The sequence below is a fragment of the Burkholderia pulmonis genome, from assembly GCF_984667975.1.
In genome coordinates, this window is sequence record NZ_OZ480186.1 from 2201078 (window position 1) to 2221533 (window position 20456).

Consider the following 20456-nt stretch of genomic DNA (forward strand, 5'->3'; position numbering starts at 1 on the left):
TGTTCTCCGTGAGGATGCGAATCGGTGACCAGCCTGGGGGCGGCGTCCCTTTGGAGGCGGCCCCTGGTGCGCGCCGTCGGCGGCCCCGGACGGGCGTGGCGCGCGATGCGCGGGCCGCCATGCGGGCGGCGCAGCGCCGCCTTACAATATCGGCTTACCCAGAGGCGCTCAACATGTCGTTTTCCCGAAGCGCAGCCGATGCGGCTGACACCCTCCCCGACCTCGCCGCCACGCTCGGCGCGCCTGCTGCTGGCGCGTTCGTCACGCTCGGCGACGCGTTTCATACGCGGCTGCCGGCCGCGCCGCTTGCCGCGCCGTACGTCGTCGGGTTTTCCGACGAAGTCGCGCAGTTGCTCGACCTGCGGCCGTCGCTCGCCGCGCAGCCCGGCTTCGCCGAGCTGTTCGCCGGCAACCCGACACGCGACTGGCCCGCGAACGCGATGCCGTATGCGTCGGTCTATTCCGGCCACCAGTTCGGCGTATGGGCCGGCCAGCTCGGCGACGGCCGCGCGCTGACGATCGGCGAACGCACCGGCACCGATGGCCGCCGCTACGAGCTGCAGCTGAAAGGCGGCGGCCGCACGCCGTACTCGCGAATGGGCGACGGCCGCGCGGTGCTGCGCTCGTCGATCCGCGAATTCCTGTGCTCGGAAGCGATGCATCACCTCGGCATCCCGACCACCCGCGCACTGACGGTGATCGGTTCCGACCAGCCGGTGGTACGCGAGGAGATCGAGACGTCGGCCGTCGTCACGCGCGTGTCTGAGAGCTTCGTGCGCTTCGGCCACTTCGAGCATTTCTTCTCGAACGATCGCCCCGACCTGCTGCGCCAGCTCGCCGATCACGTGATCGACCGCTTCTATCCGGATTGCCGCGATGCGGACGATCCGTACCTCGCGCTGCTCGAGGCCGCGACGCTGCGCACGGCCGACCTCGTCGCGCAGTGGCAGGCGGTCGGCTTCTGCCACGGCGTGATGAACACCGACAACATGTCGATCCTCGGCGTGACGATCGACTACGGCCCGTTCGGCTTCGTCGACGCGTTCGACGCGAATCACATCTGCAACCACTCGGACAACAGCGGCCGCTATGCGTACCGGATGCAGCCGCGCATCGCGCACTGGAACTGCTACTGCCTCGCGCAGGCGCTGCTGCCGCTGATCGGGCTGCAGCACGGGATCGCCGACGACGATGCGCGCGCCGAGCGCGCGGTGGACGACGCGCAGGCCGTGCTCGCGACATTCCCGGAGCGTTTCGGCCCCGCGCTCGAACGCGCGATGCGCGCGAAGCTCGGCCTCGAGCTCGAACGCGAGAACGACGCCGAACTCGCCAACAAGCTGCTCGAGACGATGCACGCGAGCCACGCGGATTTCACGCTGACGTTCCGCCGGCTCGCGCAAGTCTCGAAGCACGACGCGAGCCGCGACGCGCCCGTGCGCGACCTGTTCATCGACCGCGACGCATTCGACGCGTGGGCGAACCTCTACCGCGCGCGGCTGTCCGAGGAAACGCGCGACGACGCGGCCCGCGCGGTCGCGATGAACCGCGTGAACCCGAAATACGTGCTTCGCAACCATCTGGCCGAAGTCGCGATCCGGCGCGCGAAAGAGAAGGATTTTTCGGAAATCGAGCGGCTCGCGCAGATCCTGCGCCGGCCGTTCGACGAACAACCCGAGCATGAAGCGTACGCGGCGTTGCCGCCCGACTGGGCCGGGTCGCTCGAAGTGAGCTGCTCGTCCTGAGCCCCGACCCGCGCGTATCGACCGACCGATCAGGAGAACCCCACATGTCCCACGATTCCGACGACAAGACCTTCCCGTACCAGAAGGACGACGCCGACCTGCGCCGCCGGCTCACGCCGATGCAGTACGAGGTCACGCAGCACGCGGCGACCGAACGCGCCTTCACCGGCGAATACACCGATACGGAAGATGCCGGCATCTACAAATGCGTCGTCTGCAGCACGCCGCTGTTCGAATCCGGTTCCAAATTCCACTCGGGCTGCGGCTGGCCCAGCTACTTCAAGCCGCTCAACGGCGAAGTGATCGACGAGAAGGTCGACTACTCGCACGGGATGGTGCGCGTCGAGGTGCGCTGCAACCATTGCGGCGCGCATCTGGGCCACGTGTTCGAGGACGGCCCGCGCGACCAGACCGGTTTGCGGTACTGCATCAATTCGGCTGCGTTAAACTTCGAGTCCCGACCCGAAAACGAATGAGCGGCGCCGGGCGGATCTGCCGGGCGGCCAGCCTCGGGCCAGGCCGCCCCGACGATCCGCGACGGCGATGCCTGGCGGGTCCCTACAACGGTGAAAGGCCGCGCCAGCGGCCTTTCACGCAGCTGCGAGCGCCATGAAATTCCTGTTCGATCTGTTTCCGATCATCCTGTTTTTTGTCGCCTTCAAGGTCTGGGGCATCTTCACCGCCACCGCCGTCGCGATCATCGCGACGCTGGCCCAGGTCGCCTGGGTCGCCTTCCGGCACCGGAAGGTCGACACGATGCTGTGGGTCAGCCTCGGCGTGATCGTCGTGTTCGGTGGCGCCACCCTCGTCCTGCATGACGAGAAATTCATTCAATGGAAACCGACTGTGCTGTACTGGTTGTTTGCGATCGGGTTGCTCGCCGCGCGTTATGCGTTCAGCAAGAACCTGATCGAGAAGATGATGGGCAAGCAGCTCACGCTGCCATCCCCCGTGTGGGACAAGCTGAACTTGGCATGGGCGCTGTTCTTCGCGGTGCTCGGCGTCGCGAACCTGTACGTGGTGCACAACTTCACCGAATCGCAATGGGTGAACTTCAAGCTGTTCGGGACGACGGGCGCGATGGTCGTATTCATCATCCTGCAGAGCCTGTGGCTCACGAAATACCTGAAGGACGAGTGACATGACGGACGCCTTTCTCAACGCCACGACCGGCGAACGCGTCGCGCTGATCGAAGCGCGACTCACGGCGTCGCTGGCGCCGCTGTCGCTCACCGTGCGCGACGACAGCGCGCAGCACGCGGGCCACGCCGGCGCGGCCGCCGGCGGCCATTTCACGGTCACGATCGTGTCCGCCGCGTTCGCCGGCAAGCCGCGCGTCGCGCGGCACCGGCTGGTGTATGATGCGCTCGCTGATGCGATGCAGCGCGGCATTCACGCGCTCGCGATCGTGGCTTACACGCCCGAAGAATTCAACGAATCTTCAATCTAGTCTCATTAGGAATTCCCGATGATCCTGAAATCCCCCCGCCTGTGGGTCGCGGCGGCTGCTTTCGCAGCGGCACCGGCATTTGCCCAGAACATCGCCGTCGTCAACGGCACGCCGATTCCGAAATCGCGCGCCGATGCGATGGTCGCGCAGCTCGTCCAGCAAGGCCAGACCGACGGCCCGCAGCTGCAGCAGGCCGTGCGCCAGGAACTCGTGAACCGCGAAATCCTGATGCAGGAAGCGATCCGCGAAGGCATCCCGAACCGTCCGGACGTGAAGGCGCAGGTCGCCGTCGCGCAGCAGACCGTCGTGCTGCGCTCGATGATCGAGAGCTTCCTGAAGAAGAACCAGCCGACCGACGCCGAAGTGAAGGCGCGCTACGACGATCTCGTCAAGGGCGCCGGCGGCAACCGCGAATACCACCTGCACCACATCCTCGTCGACAGCGAGCAGCAGGCGAAGGACCTGATCGCGAAGATCAAGGCCGGCGCGAAGTTCGAGGATCTCGCGAAGCAGTACTCGAAGGATCCGGGTTCGGGCAAGAACGGCGGCGATCTCGACTGGTCCGACCCGAAGGCGTACGTGCCGGAATTCGCGGCGGCCGCGCAGAAGCTGCAGAAAGGCCAGATGACCGACACGCCGGTGCATACGCAGTTCGGCTGGCACATCATCCGCGTCGACGACATCCGCGACATCGCGCCGCCGCCGTTCGACCAGGTGAAGGCGCAGATCGCGCAACAGCTCGTGCAGCAGAAGCTGCAGGCGTTCGAGGAAGGGCTGCGCCAGCAGGCGAAGATCCAGTAACGCTCGCGCCTGTCGCCCACGCAACGAAAAGCCGCTCTTCGGAGCGGCTTTTTCTTTGGGCGCACGGAGCGTCAATGAATGCGCAATAAAAAAGCCGCTCGGAAGAGCGGCCTTTTCCGTACCGGACGTCGCCTGCGTTACGCGGGATAGAACACGTCGTGATAACGCACGTCACCCGACGGCAGCGGTGCCGATTCATCGAACGACAACGCGAGGAAATACTCTGGCGGCACGCCCGGAAACACGATGTCGCCGGACGGTTCGAACCCGAAACGCGCGTAATACGCCGGCTCGCCGAGCACGACGCAGCCGCGCGCACCGAGCCGGCGCAACGCGTCGAGCCCCGTGCGCACGAGCCCGGCACCGATGCTTTGCCGCTGGCAATCGGGCAGCACCGCGAGCGGCGCGAGCCCGTACCATTGCTGGGGGCCGGCCGGTTCGCCGCCGATCGCGACCGGCGAAAACGCAACGTGGCCGATGATGCGCCCGTCGCGCTCCGCGACGAGCGACACGCTCAGCGCGCCGTCCGTGCGCAGCGTCTCGACGATACGCTGCTCGAACTGCCCGCCCTGCGGCTCGCCCGCGAACGCCGCACGGATCACGCGGCCGATCGCGTCGGCCTCGCTCGCGCGTGCGTCGCGCAGCGTGACGACCTCGACCGGCGCGTGTGGATCGAACATCATCCGGCTCAGCCGATCCAGCGGCGCGCGTTGCGGAACACGCGCATCCACGGGCTCGCTTCACCCCAGCTTTCCGGGTGCCAGCTCATCGCGACCGTACGGTGCACGCGCTCCATGTGCGGCATCAGCACCGAGAAGCGGCCGTCGGCCGTCGTGACCGACGTGATGCCGGACGGCGAGCCGTTCGGGTTGAACGGATAGCGCTCGGTCGCTTCACCGCGGTGGTCGACGAAACGCATCGCGATCGCGACGCGATCGATGTCGCCCTGCTGCGAGAAATCCGCATAGCCTTCGCCGTGCGCAACCGCGACCGGAATCCGCGAACCTTCCATCCCCGCGAAGAAGATCGACGGCGACTTCTCCACTTCGACGAACGAGAAGCGCGCCTCGAACTGCTCGGACTTGTTGCGCGTGAACTTCGGCCACGCTTCCGCGCCCGGGATCATCGACGCGATGCTCGACAGCATCTGGCAGCCGTTGCAGATGCCGAGTGCGAACGTGTCCGGACGCGCGAAGAACGCCGAGAACATGTCGGCGAGGTTCGCGTTGAAACGGATCGTCTTCGCCCAGCCTTCGCCCGCACCCAGCACGTCACCGTACGAGAAGCCGCCGCATGCGACCGCGCCTGCGAAATCGGCGAGCGTTGCACGGCCCGCGAGCAGGTCGCTCATGTGCACGTCGTGCGCATCGAAGCCTGCGCGGTCGAACGCATACGCCGTTTCCAGGTGCGAGTTCACGCCCTGTTCGCGCAGGATCGCGACGCGCGGCCGTGCGCCCGTCGCGATGAACGGCGCGGCGATGTCGTCGGCCGGATCAAAGCTCAGCACCGGCGAGATGCCCGGATCGGCCGCGTCGAGCAGCGCGTCGTATTCGGCATCCGCACACGCGGGGTTGTCGCGCAGGCGCGCGATGCGCCAGCTCACGTCGCTCCATGCACGATGGAGTTCGGTGCGCGGTGCGTCGAAGATCTTCTTCGCGTCGCGGTACACCTCGATCACGTCGCGATCGTTGACCGAGCCGATCACGTGCGAACACGCCGACAGGCCGAACTCGCGCAGCGCACCGAGCACCGCATCGCGGTCGGACGCACGCACCTGCACGACGGCGCCGAGTTCTTCGGAGAACAGCGCGCGCAGCGTGCGGTCGTCACGACGGCCGCTCGTCTGCTTCGCCCAGTCCTTTGCGTCGCCGTAGTCGGATTCGTGGTTCGGGTCGAGCGTCAGCATGTCGACGTTCAGCGACACGCCCGCGTGGCCCGCGAACGCCATTTCGCACACCGTCGCCCACAGGCCGCCGTCCGAGCGGTCGTGGTACGCGAGCAGCTTGTCTTGCGAATTGAGCGACTGGATCGCGTCGAAGAAACGCTTCAGATCCTCTGCGTCGTCGACGTCCGGCGTCGTGTCGCCGACCTGCTGCGTCACTTGCGCGAAGATGCTGCCGCCCATCCGGTTCTTGCCGCGGCCGAGATCGATCGCGATCAGCACGCTGTCGCCGGCATCGGCCGTGCGGCGCAGTTGCGGCGTCAGATGACGGCGCACGTCCTCGACCGGCGCGAACGCGGAGATGATCAGCGACACCGGCGACACCACTTCCTTCGCGACGCCCTGCTCGTCCCACTTCGTCCTCATCGACAGCGAGTCCTTGCCGACCGGAATGCCGATCCCGAGTGCCGGGCACAGCTCCATGCCGATCGCCTTGACCGTGTCGAACAGTGCTGCGTCTTCGCCGGCCGTGCCGCACGCGGCCATCCAGTTCGCCGACAGCTTCAGCTTGTCGAGCGACGCGATCGGCGCGCTCGCGATGTTCGTGATCGCTTCGCCGACGGCCATGCGGCCCGATGCCGGCGCGTCGATCACGGCGAGCGGCGTGCGCTCGGCCATCGTCATCGCTTCGCCCTTGAAGCCCGCGTAGTCGAGCGCGGTGACCGCGCAGTCGGCCACCGGCACCTGCCACGGGCCGACCATCTGGTCGCGCACCGACGTGCCGCCGACCGATCGGTCGCCGATCGTGATCAGGAACGACTTGCTGCCGACCGTCGGGTGCTTCAGCACGTCGACCGCCACTTCCGACAGCGCGATGCCCGTCACGTCGACCGGCGCGCGCTCGGTCGCCACGCGCGCGACGTCGCGGTGCATGCGCGGCGGCTTGCCGAGCAGCACTTCCATCGGCATGTCGACCGGGTATTCGTCGGCGCCCGTCGCTTCGTCGTCGACGAGCTTCAGCTGGCGTTCGTCGGTCGCGACACCGACCACCGCGAACGGGCAGCGCTCACGCACGCAGATCGCCTCGAAGCGCGGCAGGTCGGCCGGCGCGATCGCCAGCACGTAGCGCTCCTGCGCCTCGTTCGACCAGATTTCGCGCGGCGACAGGCCCGATTCCTCGAGCGCGACCTTGCGCAGTTCGAAGCGCGCGCCCTTGCCCGCGCCGTCGACGATTTCCGGGAACGCGTTCGACAGGCCGCCCGCACCGACGTCGTGGATGCTCAGGATCGGGTTTTCCGCGCCGAGCTGCCAGCAGCCGTTGATCACTTCCTGCGCGCGACGCTCGATTTCCGGGTTGCCGCGCTGCACCGAGTCGAAATCGAGCTCGGCGGTGTTCGCGCCGGTCGCCATCGAGCTCGCGGCGCCGCCGCCCATCCCGATCCGCATGCCGGGGCCGCCGATCTGGATCAGCAAGGAGCCGGCCGGCACGTCGTGCTTGTGCGTATGCTGATCCGCGATGTTGCCGAGGCCGCCCGCGATCATGATCGGCTTGTGATAGCCATGCACCTTCCCGCCGACGTTCTGCTCGTACACGCGGAAGTAGCCGCCGAGGTTCGGGCGGCCGAATTCGTTGTTGAACGCGGCGCCGCCGAGCGGGCCGTCGATCATGATCTGCAGCGGCGACGCGATGCGATCCGGGCGGCCGTACGGGCCGTGCGCATCATTCGGGTTGCGCTCGCCGACCGGCTGCGCTGCGTCACGGGCGTTTTCCCACGACTGGCGGGCATCCGGCAGGTCGAGGTTCGACACGGTGAAGCCCGCGAGGCCGGCCTTCGGACGCGCGCCGCGGCCCGTCGCGCCTTCGTCGCGGATCTCGCCGCCCGCGCCGGTCGCCGCACCCGGGAACGGCGAGATCGCCGTCGGGTGGTTGTGCGTCTCGACCTTCATCAGCGTGTGCGTGAGCTCGGTGTGGCGGCCGTAGCGCTCGCCCGGCTCGCCGGCCGCGCCTGCGTTGCGCGGGAACCAGCGCTCGGCTTCCGCGCCGACCATGATCGACGAGTTGTCCGAATACGCGACGATCGTGCCCTGCGGGTTCAGCTTCTCGGTGTTGCGGATCATCGCGAACAGCGACATGTCCTGCGCTTCGCCGTCGATCGTCCACTGTGCGTTGAAGATCTTGTGGCGGCAGTGCTCGCTGTTCGCCTGCGCGAACATCATCAGTTCGACGTCGGTCGGGTTGCGTTCGAGCTTGCGGAACGCGTCGACCAGGTAATCGATCTCGTCGTCGGCGAGCGCGAGGCCCAGCTCGACGTTCGCGCGCTCGAGCGCGCCGCGGCCGACGCCCAGCACGTCGACGGTCTCGAGCGGCTTGGCCGGCAGCTCGTCGAACAGGTGCTTCGCGTCGTCGCGCGCCGCGACCACGCTTTCGGTCATCCGGTCATGCAGCGCGACCGCGACGGCCGCGCGCGCGTCGTCCGACAGCGCCTTCTTGCCGCCGAGCAGGCCCGACTTCAGCGTGACCGTGAATTCGACGCCGCGCTCGATACGGCGCACCTGCGTGAGGCCGCAGTGCTGCGCGATGTCGGTCGCCTTGCTCGCCCACGGCGAAACCGTGCCGAAGCGCGGCAGCACGACGAAGGTCTCGGTCGTGCCCTTCTCGCCCGCCGGCTGGAACGGCTCGCCGTAGTGCATCAGCGCATCGATGCGCGCGCTGTCGTCGGCCGACAGCGGCTCGGTCGCATTGACGAAGTGCAGGAACTGGCCGCGCACCGCGACGATGTTGGCGTCGATTTGCCTGAGCGTGTCGAGCAGACGGGTTTGACGGAAATCGGAGAGGGCCGAAGCGCCGGGAAAACACGAGAAGTGAGCCATGGGCTGGACTGACGTCGATGAGTCGCGCGAGGTGGCGACGTGGGGCGAAAGGAAGGCCGTAATTATACCCGGAAGTCGGCCGCCCAAGACCGGCCGATCGGTAGTCCGCATGCACCGCAACGGTGCCTGGACGCGCGGCCCGCCGGGCCGGGCCGCACGGGTCCGGGCGCCGGACACCGTGTCGCAACCGCACCGCACCTGCTCGCCCGACGCCGGTTCCCGCACTTTTGGCGCTATCATTCAGGGTTCACCGGGCCGGGGCCCTCAGCGAATTCTCACCGGGCGGCGTGCGCGCCGCCCGTCATCGAAGCAATCCATGGATGTCATCGTCATCGGCGGCGGAATCAGCGGCGTCGCCACCGCCTACCAGTTGCGCGCGGCCGGCCATCGCGTGTGCGTGGTCGAGCGCCACGCGACCGTCGCGCAGGGCGCGACCTACGGCGACGGCGGCGCGCTGCTGCCGAGCCCGCTCGACGTCTGGTTCGGCCCGACCTTCATGCGCCAGCGCCAGCCGCGCGACAGCGGCATCGTCTACAAGCCGGGCTTCAACGGCGGCGTGCGCCGCTTCGTCAAGCAGCTCGGCATGCTGCGCGAGCCCGACGCGTTCGCCGCGCAGTACGCGCGGCTGCGCCCGCTGATCGACGCATCGCGCGACTCGCTCGCCGACATCGAGGCGCGCCTCGAACTCGAATTCGAGCAGAAGCCCGGGATCCTGCACGTCGTGCGCGATCCGCGCGACTGGGACGCGCTGCAGCCTGCGCTCGACCTGCTGCGTACGCTCGACCAGCCGTACCGCACGCTCACCGCCGACGAATGCGCGGCGCTCGAACCGTCGGTACCGGCCGAGCCCGGCTTTGCCGGCGGCGTGCTGCTCGAAACCGAGCGCACCGGCAACTGCCCGCTGTTCGCGAAACTGGTCAAGCAGACGCTCGACGAGCACGGCGTGCAGTTCCGCTTCGGCGCGGACGTCGCCGCGATCCGCGTCGACAACGGCCGTGCCGCGGTCGAACTCGTGCCGTCGGGCAACCGGAACGCGACGAACGCACGCGAAGTCGACGTGATATCCGCCGACGCGATCGTGGTCGCAGCCGGCGCCGGCAGCGTGCCGCTGCTCGAGAAGCTCGGCTGGCGCCTGCCGCTGCACCCGGTGCGGGTCCATACGCTCACCGCACCGGTCGCGTACGAAGAACACGCGCCGCACCTGAACGTCGTCGATTCGATCAAGCGAATCTCGATCACGCGTACGCACCAGCGGCTGCGCATCGGCGGCGGCGCCGTGCTGCAGAGCCTCGCCGACACCGCCAGGCCGCTCGCCGAGCCGCTGTCCGAGGCCGCCCTCGCGCTGCTCGGCCAGGCCGTCCACGACTGGGTGCCCGGCGCCGCCCGGATCTCGGCCGCGTTGTCGTGGCAAGGCATGCAGTTGCTGTCGCCGGACGGTCTGCCCGTCGTGGGTCCGACCCCGCATCCGCGCGTGTTCGTCAATTTCGGGCATGGCCCGACCGGCTGGGGCCTCGCGTGCGGGTCTGCTAAAGTGGTGACCGATTACCTGGGCGGCGACGTCCAGCACTGGCCCGCCGACACGCTCGCCGCGCTCAGCGCCGGCCGCTTCACGACCTGACCGTCGCGGGCTCGCCCCGTGGCGGCACTCTTGCCAGCCGCCACGATCCCGCGATGACCGTTACCCGCCCGCTTCCCGATTCCGATCCGATCGCCCTGCTGCGCGTTGCCGACCTGCGCGCGGCCGAAGCCGACGCCACCGCGGCGCTGCCGCCGCACACGCTGATGGGCCGCGCCGGCGCCGCCGCCGCGCGCTGGCTGTCCGAGCGCGTCGCCGGCGACGCGCGCCCCGTCTGGTTCGCGGTCGGTCCCGGCAACAACGGCGGCGACGCGCTGGTAGCCGCCGCGCAACTCCAGCAGCTCGGCGTCGCGACGCACGCGTGGATGCCCGTGCCGGTCAAGCCGGACGACGCGCAATGGGCGCTTGGTCTCGCGCGCACGGCCGGCGTGCCGCTGTCGGCCGTGCCGCCCGCCTCGCTGGACGAATACGCGTGGGTCGTCGACGGGCTGTTCGGCATCGGCCTCGGCCGCGCGCTCGACGGCGCGTTCGCCGAGCAGGCCGCGCGCATCGCCGCGCATGCGCAGCGCGGCGGCCGTGTGCTCGCGCTCGACGTGCCGAGCGGGCTCGACAGCGATACGGGCCGGATCGTCGGCGCGGGCGTTGCCGTTGCGGCCACGCATACGCTCACTTTCATCGGCGCGAAGCCGGGCCTCTACACGGGCGACGGCCGCGATCTCGCGGGCGAGATCGACGTCGCGTCGCTCGACGTCGCGCCGCCCGCCGCACCGGCCATCGTGCTGAATGCGCCCGCGCGGTTCGCCGCTGCGCTGCCCGTGCGCACGTTTGCCTCCCACAAGGGCACGTACGGCAGCCTTGCGGTGCTCGGCGGCGACACCGGCATGTGCGGCGCGCCGATCCTGGCCTCGCGCGCCGCGCTGTTCGCGGGCGCCGGCAAGGTGCACGTCGGCTTCCTGGGCGCCGGCGCACCGCCGTACGATCCGCCATTTCCCGAACTGATGCTGCATCCGGCCGACAGCCTCGACCTCGGCGCGATGACCGCGATCGCGGCCGGTTGCGGGCTCGGCACGCGCGAGGCCGCGGCGACGCTCGTACGCGACGTGCTCGCGCACGACGCCGCGACGCTGCTCGATGCCGACGCGCTGAACCTCGTCGCGACGCATGCCGACCTCGCAGCCGCCGTCGCCGCACGCGGCGCACGCGGCAATCCGTGCGTGCTGACGCCGCATCCGCTCGAAGCCGCACGTCTGCTCGGCAGCGACACGGCAGCGGTGCAACGCGACCGCGTCGCGGCCGCGCAGGCGCTCGCGGCACGATACACGGGCATCGTCGTGCTGAAAGGTTCGGGCACGATCATTGCGGCGCCCGACGGCCGCGTGACGATCAACCCGACCGGCAACGCGGCGCTCGCCACCGGCGGCACCGGCGACGTGCTCGGCGGCGTGATCGCCGCGTGGCTCGCGCAGCGCGTCGCGCCGTACGAAGCGGCGCTCGCGGGCGTCTACCTGCACGGCCTCGCGGCCGACACGCTGACCGCGCAGGGCACCGGCCCGGCCGGGCTTACCGCGGGCGAGCTCGCGCCGATGGTCCGCACGCTGGTCAATCGCCTTTTTTATCCGTCGCCGCGCGCCGGCACGTAACGCCGCTATACTGACTGCCCCGCCGCACGGCGGGCCTTCTCGTCCGCCGGCCTTCCGATCCTGATGAGCCGACGCGGCATTCCTCCCGATTCACGCTTCACTCGAACCGCCATGACGCTGAATTCGCTCCCCGCCTGGACTGCCCTTCAATCCCACTTCGAACAGATCCGCCACGCCCGCCTGCGCGACTGGTTCGCGCCGGAGAACGATCGCGCGCCGACCCGCGCCGAACGCTTCACGATTCCGGGCGGCGGCCTCGCAGCCGATCTCTCGAAAAACCGCATCAACGACGAAACGCTGCGCCTGCTGGTGCAGCTCGCGCGCGACGCCGGTGTCGAGGCGCGCCGCGACGCGATGTTCGCGGGCGAGATCGTCAACCCGACCGAAGGCCGTGCCGCGCTGCACACCGCGCTGCGCGCAACCGACCCGCAAGCGCCGTTCCACGCACAGGTGAGCGCCGAGCGCGCGAAGATGGCGACGTTCGCGCGTGCCGTGCGCAGCGGCACGTGGACGGGCTACACGGGCAAACGCATCCGTCACGTGATCAACATCGGCATCGGCGGCTCCGATCTCGGGCCGAAGATGGTCGTGCATGCACTGCATCACGTCGCGACGCCGGACATCTCGACCCACTTCGTGTCGAACGTCGACGGCGCCGATCTCGCGCGCGTGCTCGAGCAGGTCCATCCCGAGGAAACGCTCGCGATCATCGTGTCGAAGACTTTCACGACGCTCGAGACGATGACGAACGCACGCTCGCTGCGCGACTGGTTCGTCGCGCGCGGCTGCCCGGAGGACGCGCTCGCGAAGCACTTCGTCGGCGTATCGGCGAACCCGGCTGAAGTCGTGAAGTTCGGCATCGCCGCGGAGAACGTGTTCGAAATGTGGGACTGGGTCGGCGGCCGCTATTCGCTGTGGTCGGCGGTCGGCCTGTCGATCATGATCGCGATCGGCTCCGAGCAGTTCGACGAGCTGCTGGCCGGCGCGAACGACATGGACCGCCATTTCCGCGAAGCGCCGCTGGAGCGCAACCTGCCGGTGCTGCTCGGCCTGATCGGCATCTGGTACCGGAATTTCTTCGGCTCGCAGAGCTATCTGGTCGCGCCGTACTCGGAAGCGCTGCACTACCTGCCGTCGTACCTGCAACAGCTCGAAATGGAGAGCAACGGCAAATCCGCGCGCCTGGACGGCACGTTCGTCGACTACCCGACGTCGGCCGTCACGTGGGGCGAGCCCGGCACCAACGGCCAGCATGCGTTCTTCCAGATGCTGCACCAGGGGCCGACGATCGTGCCGATCGACTTCATCGCGGTGCTGACGCCCGAGCACCTGTTCGCGAGCCATCATCCGAAGCTGCTCGCGAACTGCTTCGCGCAGAGCGAGGCACTGATGCTCGGCCGCACGCTCGACGAAGCGCTCAAGGTCGCCGGACCGGGCAAGGAGGCGCTCGCGCCGCACCTGACGTTCCCCGGCAACCGCCCGACCACGACGCTGCTCGTCGATGCGCTGACGCCGCGCACGCTCGGCGCGCTGATCGCGCTTTACGAACACAAGGTGCTCGTGCAGGCGACGGTGTGGGACATCAATCCGTTCGATCAGTGGGGTGTCGAGCTCGGCAAGATTCTCGGCAAGGTGGTCGAAGCCGACCTGTCGGCAGAATCGGTCGATCCGGCGAAGCATGACTCGTCGACCACGGCGCTGATCGAGCGCGCCCGCGCGGCACTGAAGCGCTGACGCAGCGACGTCATGCCCGCGCCGGCCGCGCAGTACCCACTGCGTGGCCGGCACGAAGATTTACGCGTGGCGCGACGCCGTGTGTGGCGCGACGATGCGGCCGGTGTCGATCGTCACAGTGGTCTCGCAGCGGCGCGCCAGCTCGGCATCGTGCGTGACGAGCACGAGCGTGGCGCCGTGCGTGCGGTTCAGTTCGAACATCAGGTCGATCACCGCGTGACCCGTCGCGGCGTCGAGGCTGCCGGTCGGCTCGTCCGCGAACAGGATCGCGGGGCGCGTGACGAATGCGCGTGCGAGTGCGACGCGCTGTTGCTCGCCGCCCGACAGCAGTTTCGGATAATGCGCGGTGCGTTCGCCGAGACCGACCTGCACGAGCAGCGCACGGGCACGGTCGGCCGCGTCGCGCGCACTGATGCCGCCCTGCAGCTCGAGCGGCAGCATCACGTTCTCGAGCGCCGTCAGGTGCGGCATCAACTGGAACGACTGGAACACGAATCCGACCGCGCCGTTGCGCAGCGCAGCCCGTTCGTCCTCGTCGAGCTGGTCGAGCGTGCGGCCGAGCAGGCGAACCGTGCCGCTCGTCGCGCTGTCCAACCCCGCAAGCAGGCCGAGCAGCGTCGATTTGCCCGACCCCGACGCGCCGACGATCGCGAGACTGCTGCCCGGCGGCACGGCGAGCGTGATGCCGTCGAGGATCGTCAGCTCGCCCGTTGCATCGGCAACCCGCTTGCACACGTCATGGACTTCGATGATCGGATCGGTAATCTTGAACATGGACACGACATTTCGCTGGAAAAGACGCGCGGCCACCGCCGCGCTGCTGGGCACCCTGCTGGCCGTCACCGTGCCCGCCCGCGCCGCGACGGCGCCGACACCGGGCCAGCCCGTGATCGTCGTGCTCGGCGACAGCCTGTCGGCCGAATACGGATTGCCGCGCGACACCGGCTGGGTTGCATTGCTGCGGCAACGGCTCACGACCGAGCGAATCGATTATAGCGTCGCGAACGCCAGCGTCAGCGGCGACACCACGAGCGGCGGCCGTGCGCGACTGCCCGCGGTGCTGCAGCGGCTCAAGCCGTCGATCGTGGTCGTCGAGCTCGGTTCGAACGATGCGCTGCGCGGCGTGCCGCTCGCGACCACCGAGCAGAACCTGCGCGACATCATCGCCGGCGCGCGGCATGCGCAGGCCAAGGTCGTACTCGTCGGCATGTACGTGCCGCCCAATTACGGCCCCGACTACACGCAGAAGTTCCATGCCGTCTACACGCGGCTGTCGAAGGATCTCGGCGTGCCGCTCGTGCCGTTCCTGCTGGCCGGCATCGAGAACAGGCCCGAGATGTTCCAGGCCGACCAGATGCATCCCGCGCAGCAGGCCCAGGGCATCCTGCTCGACAACGTGTGGCCGGCGCTGAAGCCGTTGCTCGGCAAGCCGCGCGGCTGACATCCCCACCCCGCCGGAAAACAAAAAGCCCCGCTTCGAGCGGGGCTTTTTGTGGTTGTGCACGAAACGATGCTCAGTTGTCGCCGTCCTGCTGCTGGCTGGCCGTCGTGCCGTACAGCTTCACCTTCGAGCGATCGCGCAGCGCGGCGAGATACGCTTCGCCTTCGCTTCGCGCCTCATTTTGTGCCATCTGCTGCTGGGCGGCCGCCAGTTGCTGCGGATCGACCGCAGAACCCGGGATGATCGCGTTCACGCGGTAGATCGCATAACCGTCCGCACCAAGATCGACGCCGACGTAGGCCGGCAGCGTCTTCGCATCGACCTTGTAGACGGCGCGGAGCGCATCCGGCGTCAGGCCCTGCGACTGCGCGCGCGACACCTTCTGCGCGGCCGCGAACCCGTCGGTCGACTTCGACTTCTGCAGCGCGGCCAGCTTCGCCGCGCCGTCCTTCTTCGCGAGTTCCGCGGCCTGCTCGGCGATGACCTTCTGGCGCACGACGTCCTTGATCGCGTCGAGCGCGGGCACGGTAGCCGGCTTGTAGTCGGTCACGCGCGCCGAGATCAACGTGTTGTTGCCGACGTCGATCGCCTGCGTGTTGTTCTGGCTCTTCACCGAATCGCTCGCGAACACGGCAGCCAGGAACTTCGGATTGTTCAGCGGGCTCGTCGGCGGCAGTTGCGGATTCGGCGTCGGCGTGACGGTGGCCGTCTGGAGCGTCAGCTTGTACTTGTCCGCGGCCGGCTGCAGCGTCTTCGCCTTTTCGTAGACGGTCGACGTGAAACCGTCCGCATTGTCCGTGAACGCCTTCGCTGCGTACTGCTGCTTCAACTCGGCAGCGATCTGGTCCTTCACTTCCGCGAACGGCTTGACGATTGCCGGCTTCACTTCGGTCGCCTTCAGGATGTGGAAGCCGAGATCCGACTGCACGACATCGCTCACGTCGCCCTGCTTGAGTGCGAACGCGGCATCGTCGAATGCCTTGCCGCCCGCCGTCGAGCCACGCGTGATGTAGCCGAGGTCACCGCCCTTCGCGGCCGACGGTGCATCCTGCGAGTTCTTCTGCGCGATCTGCGCGAACTGGTCCGGATGCGCCTTCACGTCGGCGAGCAGCTGTTCTGCCTTCGTCTTCGCGGCCGCCTTGTCGGCCGCGCTCGCGCTGCCCGCCGCAGCGATGAAGATGTGGCTCACGCGCACCTGCGCTTCCGTTCGGAAGTGCGTCGGGTTGTCGTCGTAGAACTTCTTGATGTCCGCGTCGGTCGGCTGCGCGCTTGCGGCCGCTGCGGCCGGCGAATAGACGAGGTACTGGATCGTCGCGGTTTCCGGCGTCGCGAAGCTCTGCTTGTGCGCGTCGTAATACGCGGCGAGCTGCGCGTCGGTCGGCTGGACCTTCGCTGCATAGTCGCTCGCCTTCAGCACCAGCGCCTGCACTTCACGCTGCTGTACGGCGAGTTCGGACAAACGTTGCGCGAGGCTCTTCGGCGTGAACGCGCTCAACACGATGCTCGCGGGGATCTGATCCAGTGCGAGACTGTAGCGGACACGTTCCTGGAATTGCTCCGGCGTCATCCCCTGGAACGACAGCAGTTGTGCATAACGCTCGACATCAATCGTGCCATCGGGCTTCTTCGCTGCTGCGACCAACGGATTGTTCATCAGCGCGTCGCGCACGGCGTTGTCGGATGCGGTCAGGTGCAGACGTTGCGTCTCGTCAGCCAGCACGCGTTGCTGGATCAAGCTGTCGAGCACCTGCTTGCGATGCTCGGGCGTATCGAACATCTTGATGTCGAACTGCCCGCCGAGCGCCTGGCGCGCCTGGTCGATCTGCTGGCGGAACGCGCCGTCGAATTCGACCCGCGTGATCTTGTGCCCATTGACTGCCGCGACGTTCGCACTGTCGTCGAAGAAGCCGCGGAAGCCTTGGATCCCGACGAAACCCAGCCCCGGCAACACGATCAGGAGCAGGAGCGCCATCATCAGGCGCTGGTGATTACGGAAGAAATCGAGCATGCGTGACGGGAAAATTGGACAAAACGTCCGATATTACAACATACGGGGTGGGACGGGAGAAAAGCAGACGTGCAGGCGGCTTCCTCCGCTCCGCAGTCACACGCTCGCGAGCGAGCGCAATCGACGATGCAAATGAAAAAGCCCGCACGAGGCGGGCTTCTTCATTTTCTGGCGGAGCGGACGGGACTCGCCTACATCCTGCAGGCCGCGGCTGCGCGCGCACGCGCAGCCCTTCTCGTCCCGCCGGAAGCCGCGCAGGCGGCTTCCTCCGCTCCGCAGTCACGCGCTCGCGAGCGAGCGCAATCGACGATGCAAATGAAAAAGCCCGCACGAGGCGGGCTTCTTCATTTTCTGGCGGAGCGGACGGGACTCGAACCCGCGACCCCCGGCGTGACAGGCCGGTATTCTAACCGACTGAACTACCGCTCCTTGGTCTGGCTGAATCGGGAAACTGGTGGGTGCTGAGGGGTTCGAACCCCCGACCTACGCCTTGTAAGGGCGCCGCTCTACCAGCTGAGCTAAGCACCCGTTTCCGATTCGTTCTGACTGCGATCTGCGTTTCCGCATCAACAATCAGCGAGCCCGCAAGTTTAATTCATCCCCGATCATTTTGCCAAGCCTGCGTGCGAATTTTTTTCAACGTTCGCGCATGCGATTCCGATGCGCGTCACACGATGCGCATAAAAAAACCCGCGGACACGCCGCGGGTTTCGTGAACAACCGTCAGCAACGACGGTGTTCAGGGTCTCAGTGCTTGACGACTTCCGTCGAGCCGGCATCCTTCGCCGCCTCGCCCACCGGCGACGCTGCCTTCGCCTCTTCTTCCGGCGGCAACGGAGTCGGTGTGCGCTCGAGCGCGAGCTCCAGCACCTTGTCGATCCAGCGGACCGGCACGATCTCGATCGCGTTCTTCACGTTGTCCGGAATGTCCGCGAGATCCTTCACGTTCTCTTCCGGGATCAGCACGAGCTTGATACCGCCGCGATGCGCCGCCAGCAGCTTTTCCTTCAGCCCGCCGATCGGCAGCACTTCACCACGCAACGTGATTTCGCCCGTCATCGCGACATCGGCACGCACGGGGATACCCGTCAGCACCGACACCAGCGCGGTCGTCATCGCACCGCCGGCGGACGGACCGTCCTTCGGCGTCGCGCCTTCCGGCACGTGGATGTGGATGTCCTGCTTCTCGAACGCTTCGTCCTTGATGCCCAGACGGCGCGAACGCGAGCGCACGACCGAACGTGCAGCCTCGACCGACTCCTTCATCACGTCGCCGAGCGAACCCGTACGGATCACGTTGCCCTTGCCCGGCATCACCGCGGCTTCGATCGTCAGCAGGTCGCCGCCGACTTCCGTCCACGCGAGGCCCGTCACCTGACCGACCTGGTTTTCCTTCGCCGCGAGGCCGAAGTCGTACTTGCGCACGCCGAGGAACGTATCGAGGTTCTCGCCGTCGATCTTGATCGCGCCCGTTGCCTTCTTCAGCAGCAGCATCTTCACGACCTTGCGGCAGATCTTCGACACTTCCCGCTCGAGCGAACGCACACCGGCTTCACGCGTGTAGTAGCGGATGATGTCGCGGATCGCCTGCTCGGTGACGTCGATCTCGCCGTCCTTCAGCCCGTTGTTCTTCTTCTGCTTCGGCAGCAGGTAACGCTGGGCAATGCTGACCTTCTCGTCTTCCGTGTAGCCCGACAGACGGATCACTTCCATCCGGTCGAGCAGCGGCGGCGGGATGTTCAGCGAGTTCGACGTCGCGACGAACATCACGTCCGACAGGTCGAAGTCGACCTCGATGTAGTGATCGGCGAACGTGTGGTTCTGTTCCGGATCGAGCACTTCGAGCAGTGCCGACGACGGATCGCCGCGGAAATCCATGCCCATCTTGTCGACTTCGTCGAGCAGGAAGAGCGGATTGCGCACGCCGACCTTCGCGAGGCTTTGCAGGATCTTGCCCGGCATCGAGCCGATGTACGTGCGGCGGTGGCCGCGGATCTCGGCTTCGTCACGCACGCCGCCGAGCGCCATCCGGACGAACTTGCGGTTCGTTGCACGAGCGATCGACTGGCCGAGCGAGGTCTTGCCGACGCCCGGAGGCCCGACGAGGCACAGGATCGGCGCCTTGACCTTGTCCACGCGCTGTTGCACCGCGAGATACTCGAGAATCCGTTCCTTGACCTTCTCGAGGCCGAAGTGATCCTCGTCGAGCACCTGCTCGGCGTTCGACAGGTCGTTGTTGACCTTGCTCTTCTTGCGCCACGGCAAGCCGATCAGCGTGTCGATGTAGTTGCGCACGACGGTCGCTTCCGCCGACATCGGCGACATCAGCTTCAGCTTCTTCAGCTCGGCGTCTGCCTTCTTCTTGGCTTCCTTCGGCATGCGCGCGGCGTTGATGCGCTTCTCGAGTTCCTCGAGATCCGCACCCTCTTCGCCTTCGCCCAGTTCCTTCTGGATCGCCTTGACCTGTTCGTTCAGGTAGTACTCGCGCTGGCTCTTTTCCATCTGGCGCTTCACGCGCCCACGGATGCGCTTTTCGACCTGCAGGATGTCGATTTCGGCTTCGAGCTGCGCGAGCAGGTGCTCGAGGCGCTCGATGACCGGGAACATCTCGAGGATGTGCTGCTTCTGGTCGAGCTTCAGCGGCAGGCGCTCGGCGATCATGTCGGCGAGGCGGCCTGCTTCGTCGATGCCCGACAGCGACGTGAGGATCTCCGGCGGGATCTTCTTGTTCAGCTTCACGTACTGGTCGAACTGCGACACGATCGCACGGCGCAGCGCTTCCGTTTCAGCGCTGTCGGCGTGATCGGGCTCGAGCGGCATCACTTCGCAGGAGAACTGCGTCTCCTGTTCTTCGATCGACAACGCCTTCGCGCGCTGCAGGCCCTCGACGAGCACCTTCACGGTGCCGTCCGGCAGCTTCAGCATCTGCAGGATGTTGGCGATACAGCCGACCTCGTACATGTCCTTTTCGGTCGGTTCGTCCTTGGCCGCGGTTTTCTGGGCGACCAGCATGATGTGCTTGCCGCCTTCCATCGCTGCTTCGAGGGCCTTGATCGATTTCGGCCGGCCCACGAAGAGCGGAATCACCATGTGCGGGAAAACGACGACGTCCCGCAGCGGCAGCAGCGGGAGCGTGATGCGTTCCGGCGGGAGAAGTTGGGTGCCTGACATTTCATTTCCCCATGAGTGGAATCAATTGTTCGGTAATTGAGGCCGCCACAACGAATTGCAAGCCTTCAAGTGCGGGAAATATTCGGTAAGAAAGTAACCACCGCGTGTCGAGTCAGAGTTACCCACAAGATAAACGAAAA

The 20456-nt window shown here is 67.2% G+C and carries 14 protein-coding genes and 2 tRNA genes; 9 read left to right on the forward strand and 7 right to left on the reverse strand.

The window, feature by feature from the left end:
- Positions 1-173 precede the first annotated feature (173 nt).
- The 5 genes from AC5LXK_RS10175 (at position 174) to AC5LXK_RS10195 (ending at position 3993) form a co-directional block, all read left to right on the forward strand.
- Complete coding sequence (locus tag AC5LXK_RS10175) at positions 174-1742, forward strand: protein adenylyltransferase SelO (protein ID WP_493388732.1); 1569 nt, start codon at positions 174-176, stop codon at positions 1740-1742.
- Between the two features lie 44 nt (positions 1743-1786).
- Positions 1787-2218, forward strand: a complete 432-nt coding sequence (msrB, locus tag AC5LXK_RS10180) for a peptide-methionine (R)-S-oxide reductase MsrB (protein ID WP_059233938.1) — start codon at positions 1787-1789, stop codon at positions 2216-2218.
- A gap of 133 nt (positions 2219-2351) precedes the next feature.
- Positions 2352-2882, forward strand: coding sequence for a septation protein A (locus tag AC5LXK_RS10185; RefSeq protein WP_493388733.1), 531 nt, complete (start codon positions 2352-2354; stop codon positions 2880-2882).
- Position 2883: 1 nt separating this feature from the next.
- Positions 2884-3192 (forward strand): BolA family protein, encoded by a 309-nt coding sequence (locus tag AC5LXK_RS10190; RefSeq protein ID WP_175848278.1) that lies wholly within the window; start codon positions 2884-2886, stop codon positions 3190-3192.
- Between the two features lie 18 nt (positions 3193-3210).
- On the forward strand, positions 3211-3993 hold the full coding sequence (locus tag AC5LXK_RS10195) for a peptidylprolyl isomerase (protein WP_493388734.1): 783 nt from the start codon (positions 3211-3213) through the stop codon (positions 3991-3993).
- 137 nt (positions 3994-4130) lie between these two features.
- Here AC5LXK_RS10195 and AC5LXK_RS10200 read toward each other — a convergent pair whose 3' ends face one another.
- Both AC5LXK_RS10200 and purL read right to left on the reverse strand, forming a co-directional pair.
- Positions 4131-4676 carry a GNAT family N-acetyltransferase gene (locus AC5LXK_RS10200; RefSeq protein ID WP_493388735.1) on the reverse strand — a complete coding sequence of 182 codons (546 nt, stop codon included), beginning with the start codon at positions 4674-4676 and terminating at the stop codon, positions 4131-4133.
- 5 nt (positions 4677-4681) lie between these two features.
- Positions 4682-8746: a phosphoribosylformylglycinamidine synthase gene (purL, locus tag AC5LXK_RS10205; RefSeq protein WP_493388736.1), complete on the reverse strand. Its 4065-nt coding sequence runs from the start codon at positions 8744-8746 to the stop codon at positions 4682-4684.
- A gap of 316 nt (positions 8747-9062) precedes the next feature.
- On the opposite strand from purL, the gene AC5LXK_RS10210 reads away from it, so the two are divergent.
- From AC5LXK_RS10210 to pgi, 3 genes are all read left to right on the forward strand, one after another.
- Positions 9063-10364 (forward strand): FAD-dependent oxidoreductase, encoded by a 1302-nt coding sequence (locus AC5LXK_RS10210; protein WP_493388737.1) that lies wholly within the window; start codon positions 9063-9065, stop codon positions 10362-10364.
- A gap of 53 nt (positions 10365-10417) precedes the next feature.
- Complete coding sequence (locus AC5LXK_RS10215; RefSeq protein WP_493388738.1) at positions 10418-11962, forward strand: NAD(P)H-hydrate dehydratase; 1545 nt, start codon at positions 10418-10420, stop codon at positions 11960-11962.
- A 111-nt stretch (positions 11963-12073) separates the two neighbouring features.
- A complete protein-coding gene (gene pgi, locus AC5LXK_RS10220; RefSeq protein WP_493388739.1) occupies positions 12074-13696 on the forward strand; it encodes a glucose-6-phosphate isomerase in 1623 nt (540 codons plus the stop codon).
- 60 nt (positions 13697-13756) lie between these two features.
- On the opposite strand, the gene AC5LXK_RS10225 is transcribed toward pgi, so the two are convergent.
- Positions 13757-14470 (reverse strand): ABC transporter ATP-binding protein, encoded by a 714-nt coding sequence (locus tag AC5LXK_RS10225; RefSeq protein ID WP_493388740.1) that lies wholly within the window; start codon positions 14468-14470, stop codon positions 13757-13759.
- On the opposite strand from AC5LXK_RS10225, the gene AC5LXK_RS10230 reads away from it, so the two are divergent.
- Positions 14469-15137: an arylesterase gene (locus AC5LXK_RS10230; protein ID WP_493388741.1), complete on the forward strand. Its 669-nt coding sequence runs from the start codon at positions 14469-14471 to the stop codon at positions 15135-15137. The two genes, AC5LXK_RS10225 and AC5LXK_RS10230, sit on opposite strands and share 2 nt — an antisense overlap.
- A gap of 73 nt (positions 15138-15210) precedes the next feature.
- Here the strand turns inward: AC5LXK_RS10230 and AC5LXK_RS10235 are convergent, their stop codons facing one another.
- From AC5LXK_RS10235 to lon, 4 genes are all read right to left on the reverse strand, one after another.
- On the reverse strand, positions 15211-17145 hold the full coding sequence (locus AC5LXK_RS10235) for a SurA N-terminal domain-containing protein (protein WP_493388742.1): 1935 nt from the start codon (positions 17143-17145) through the stop codon (positions 15211-15213).
- A 352-nt stretch (positions 17146-17497) separates the two neighbouring features.
- Positions 17498-17574: transfer RNA gene (locus AC5LXK_RS10240), tRNA-Asp, on the reverse strand.
- Between the two features lie 23 nt (positions 17575-17597).
- Positions 17598-17673: transfer RNA gene (locus AC5LXK_RS10245), tRNA-Val, on the reverse strand.
- Positions 17674-17892: 219 nt separating this feature from the next.
- The gene (gene lon / locus AC5LXK_RS10250; protein WP_493388743.1) at positions 17893-20316 is read right to left on the reverse strand and encodes an endopeptidase La; all 2424 of its coding nucleotides are present in this window, start codon (positions 20314-20316) and stop codon (positions 17893-17895) included.
- Between the last annotated feature and the right edge of the window lie 140 nt (positions 20317-20456).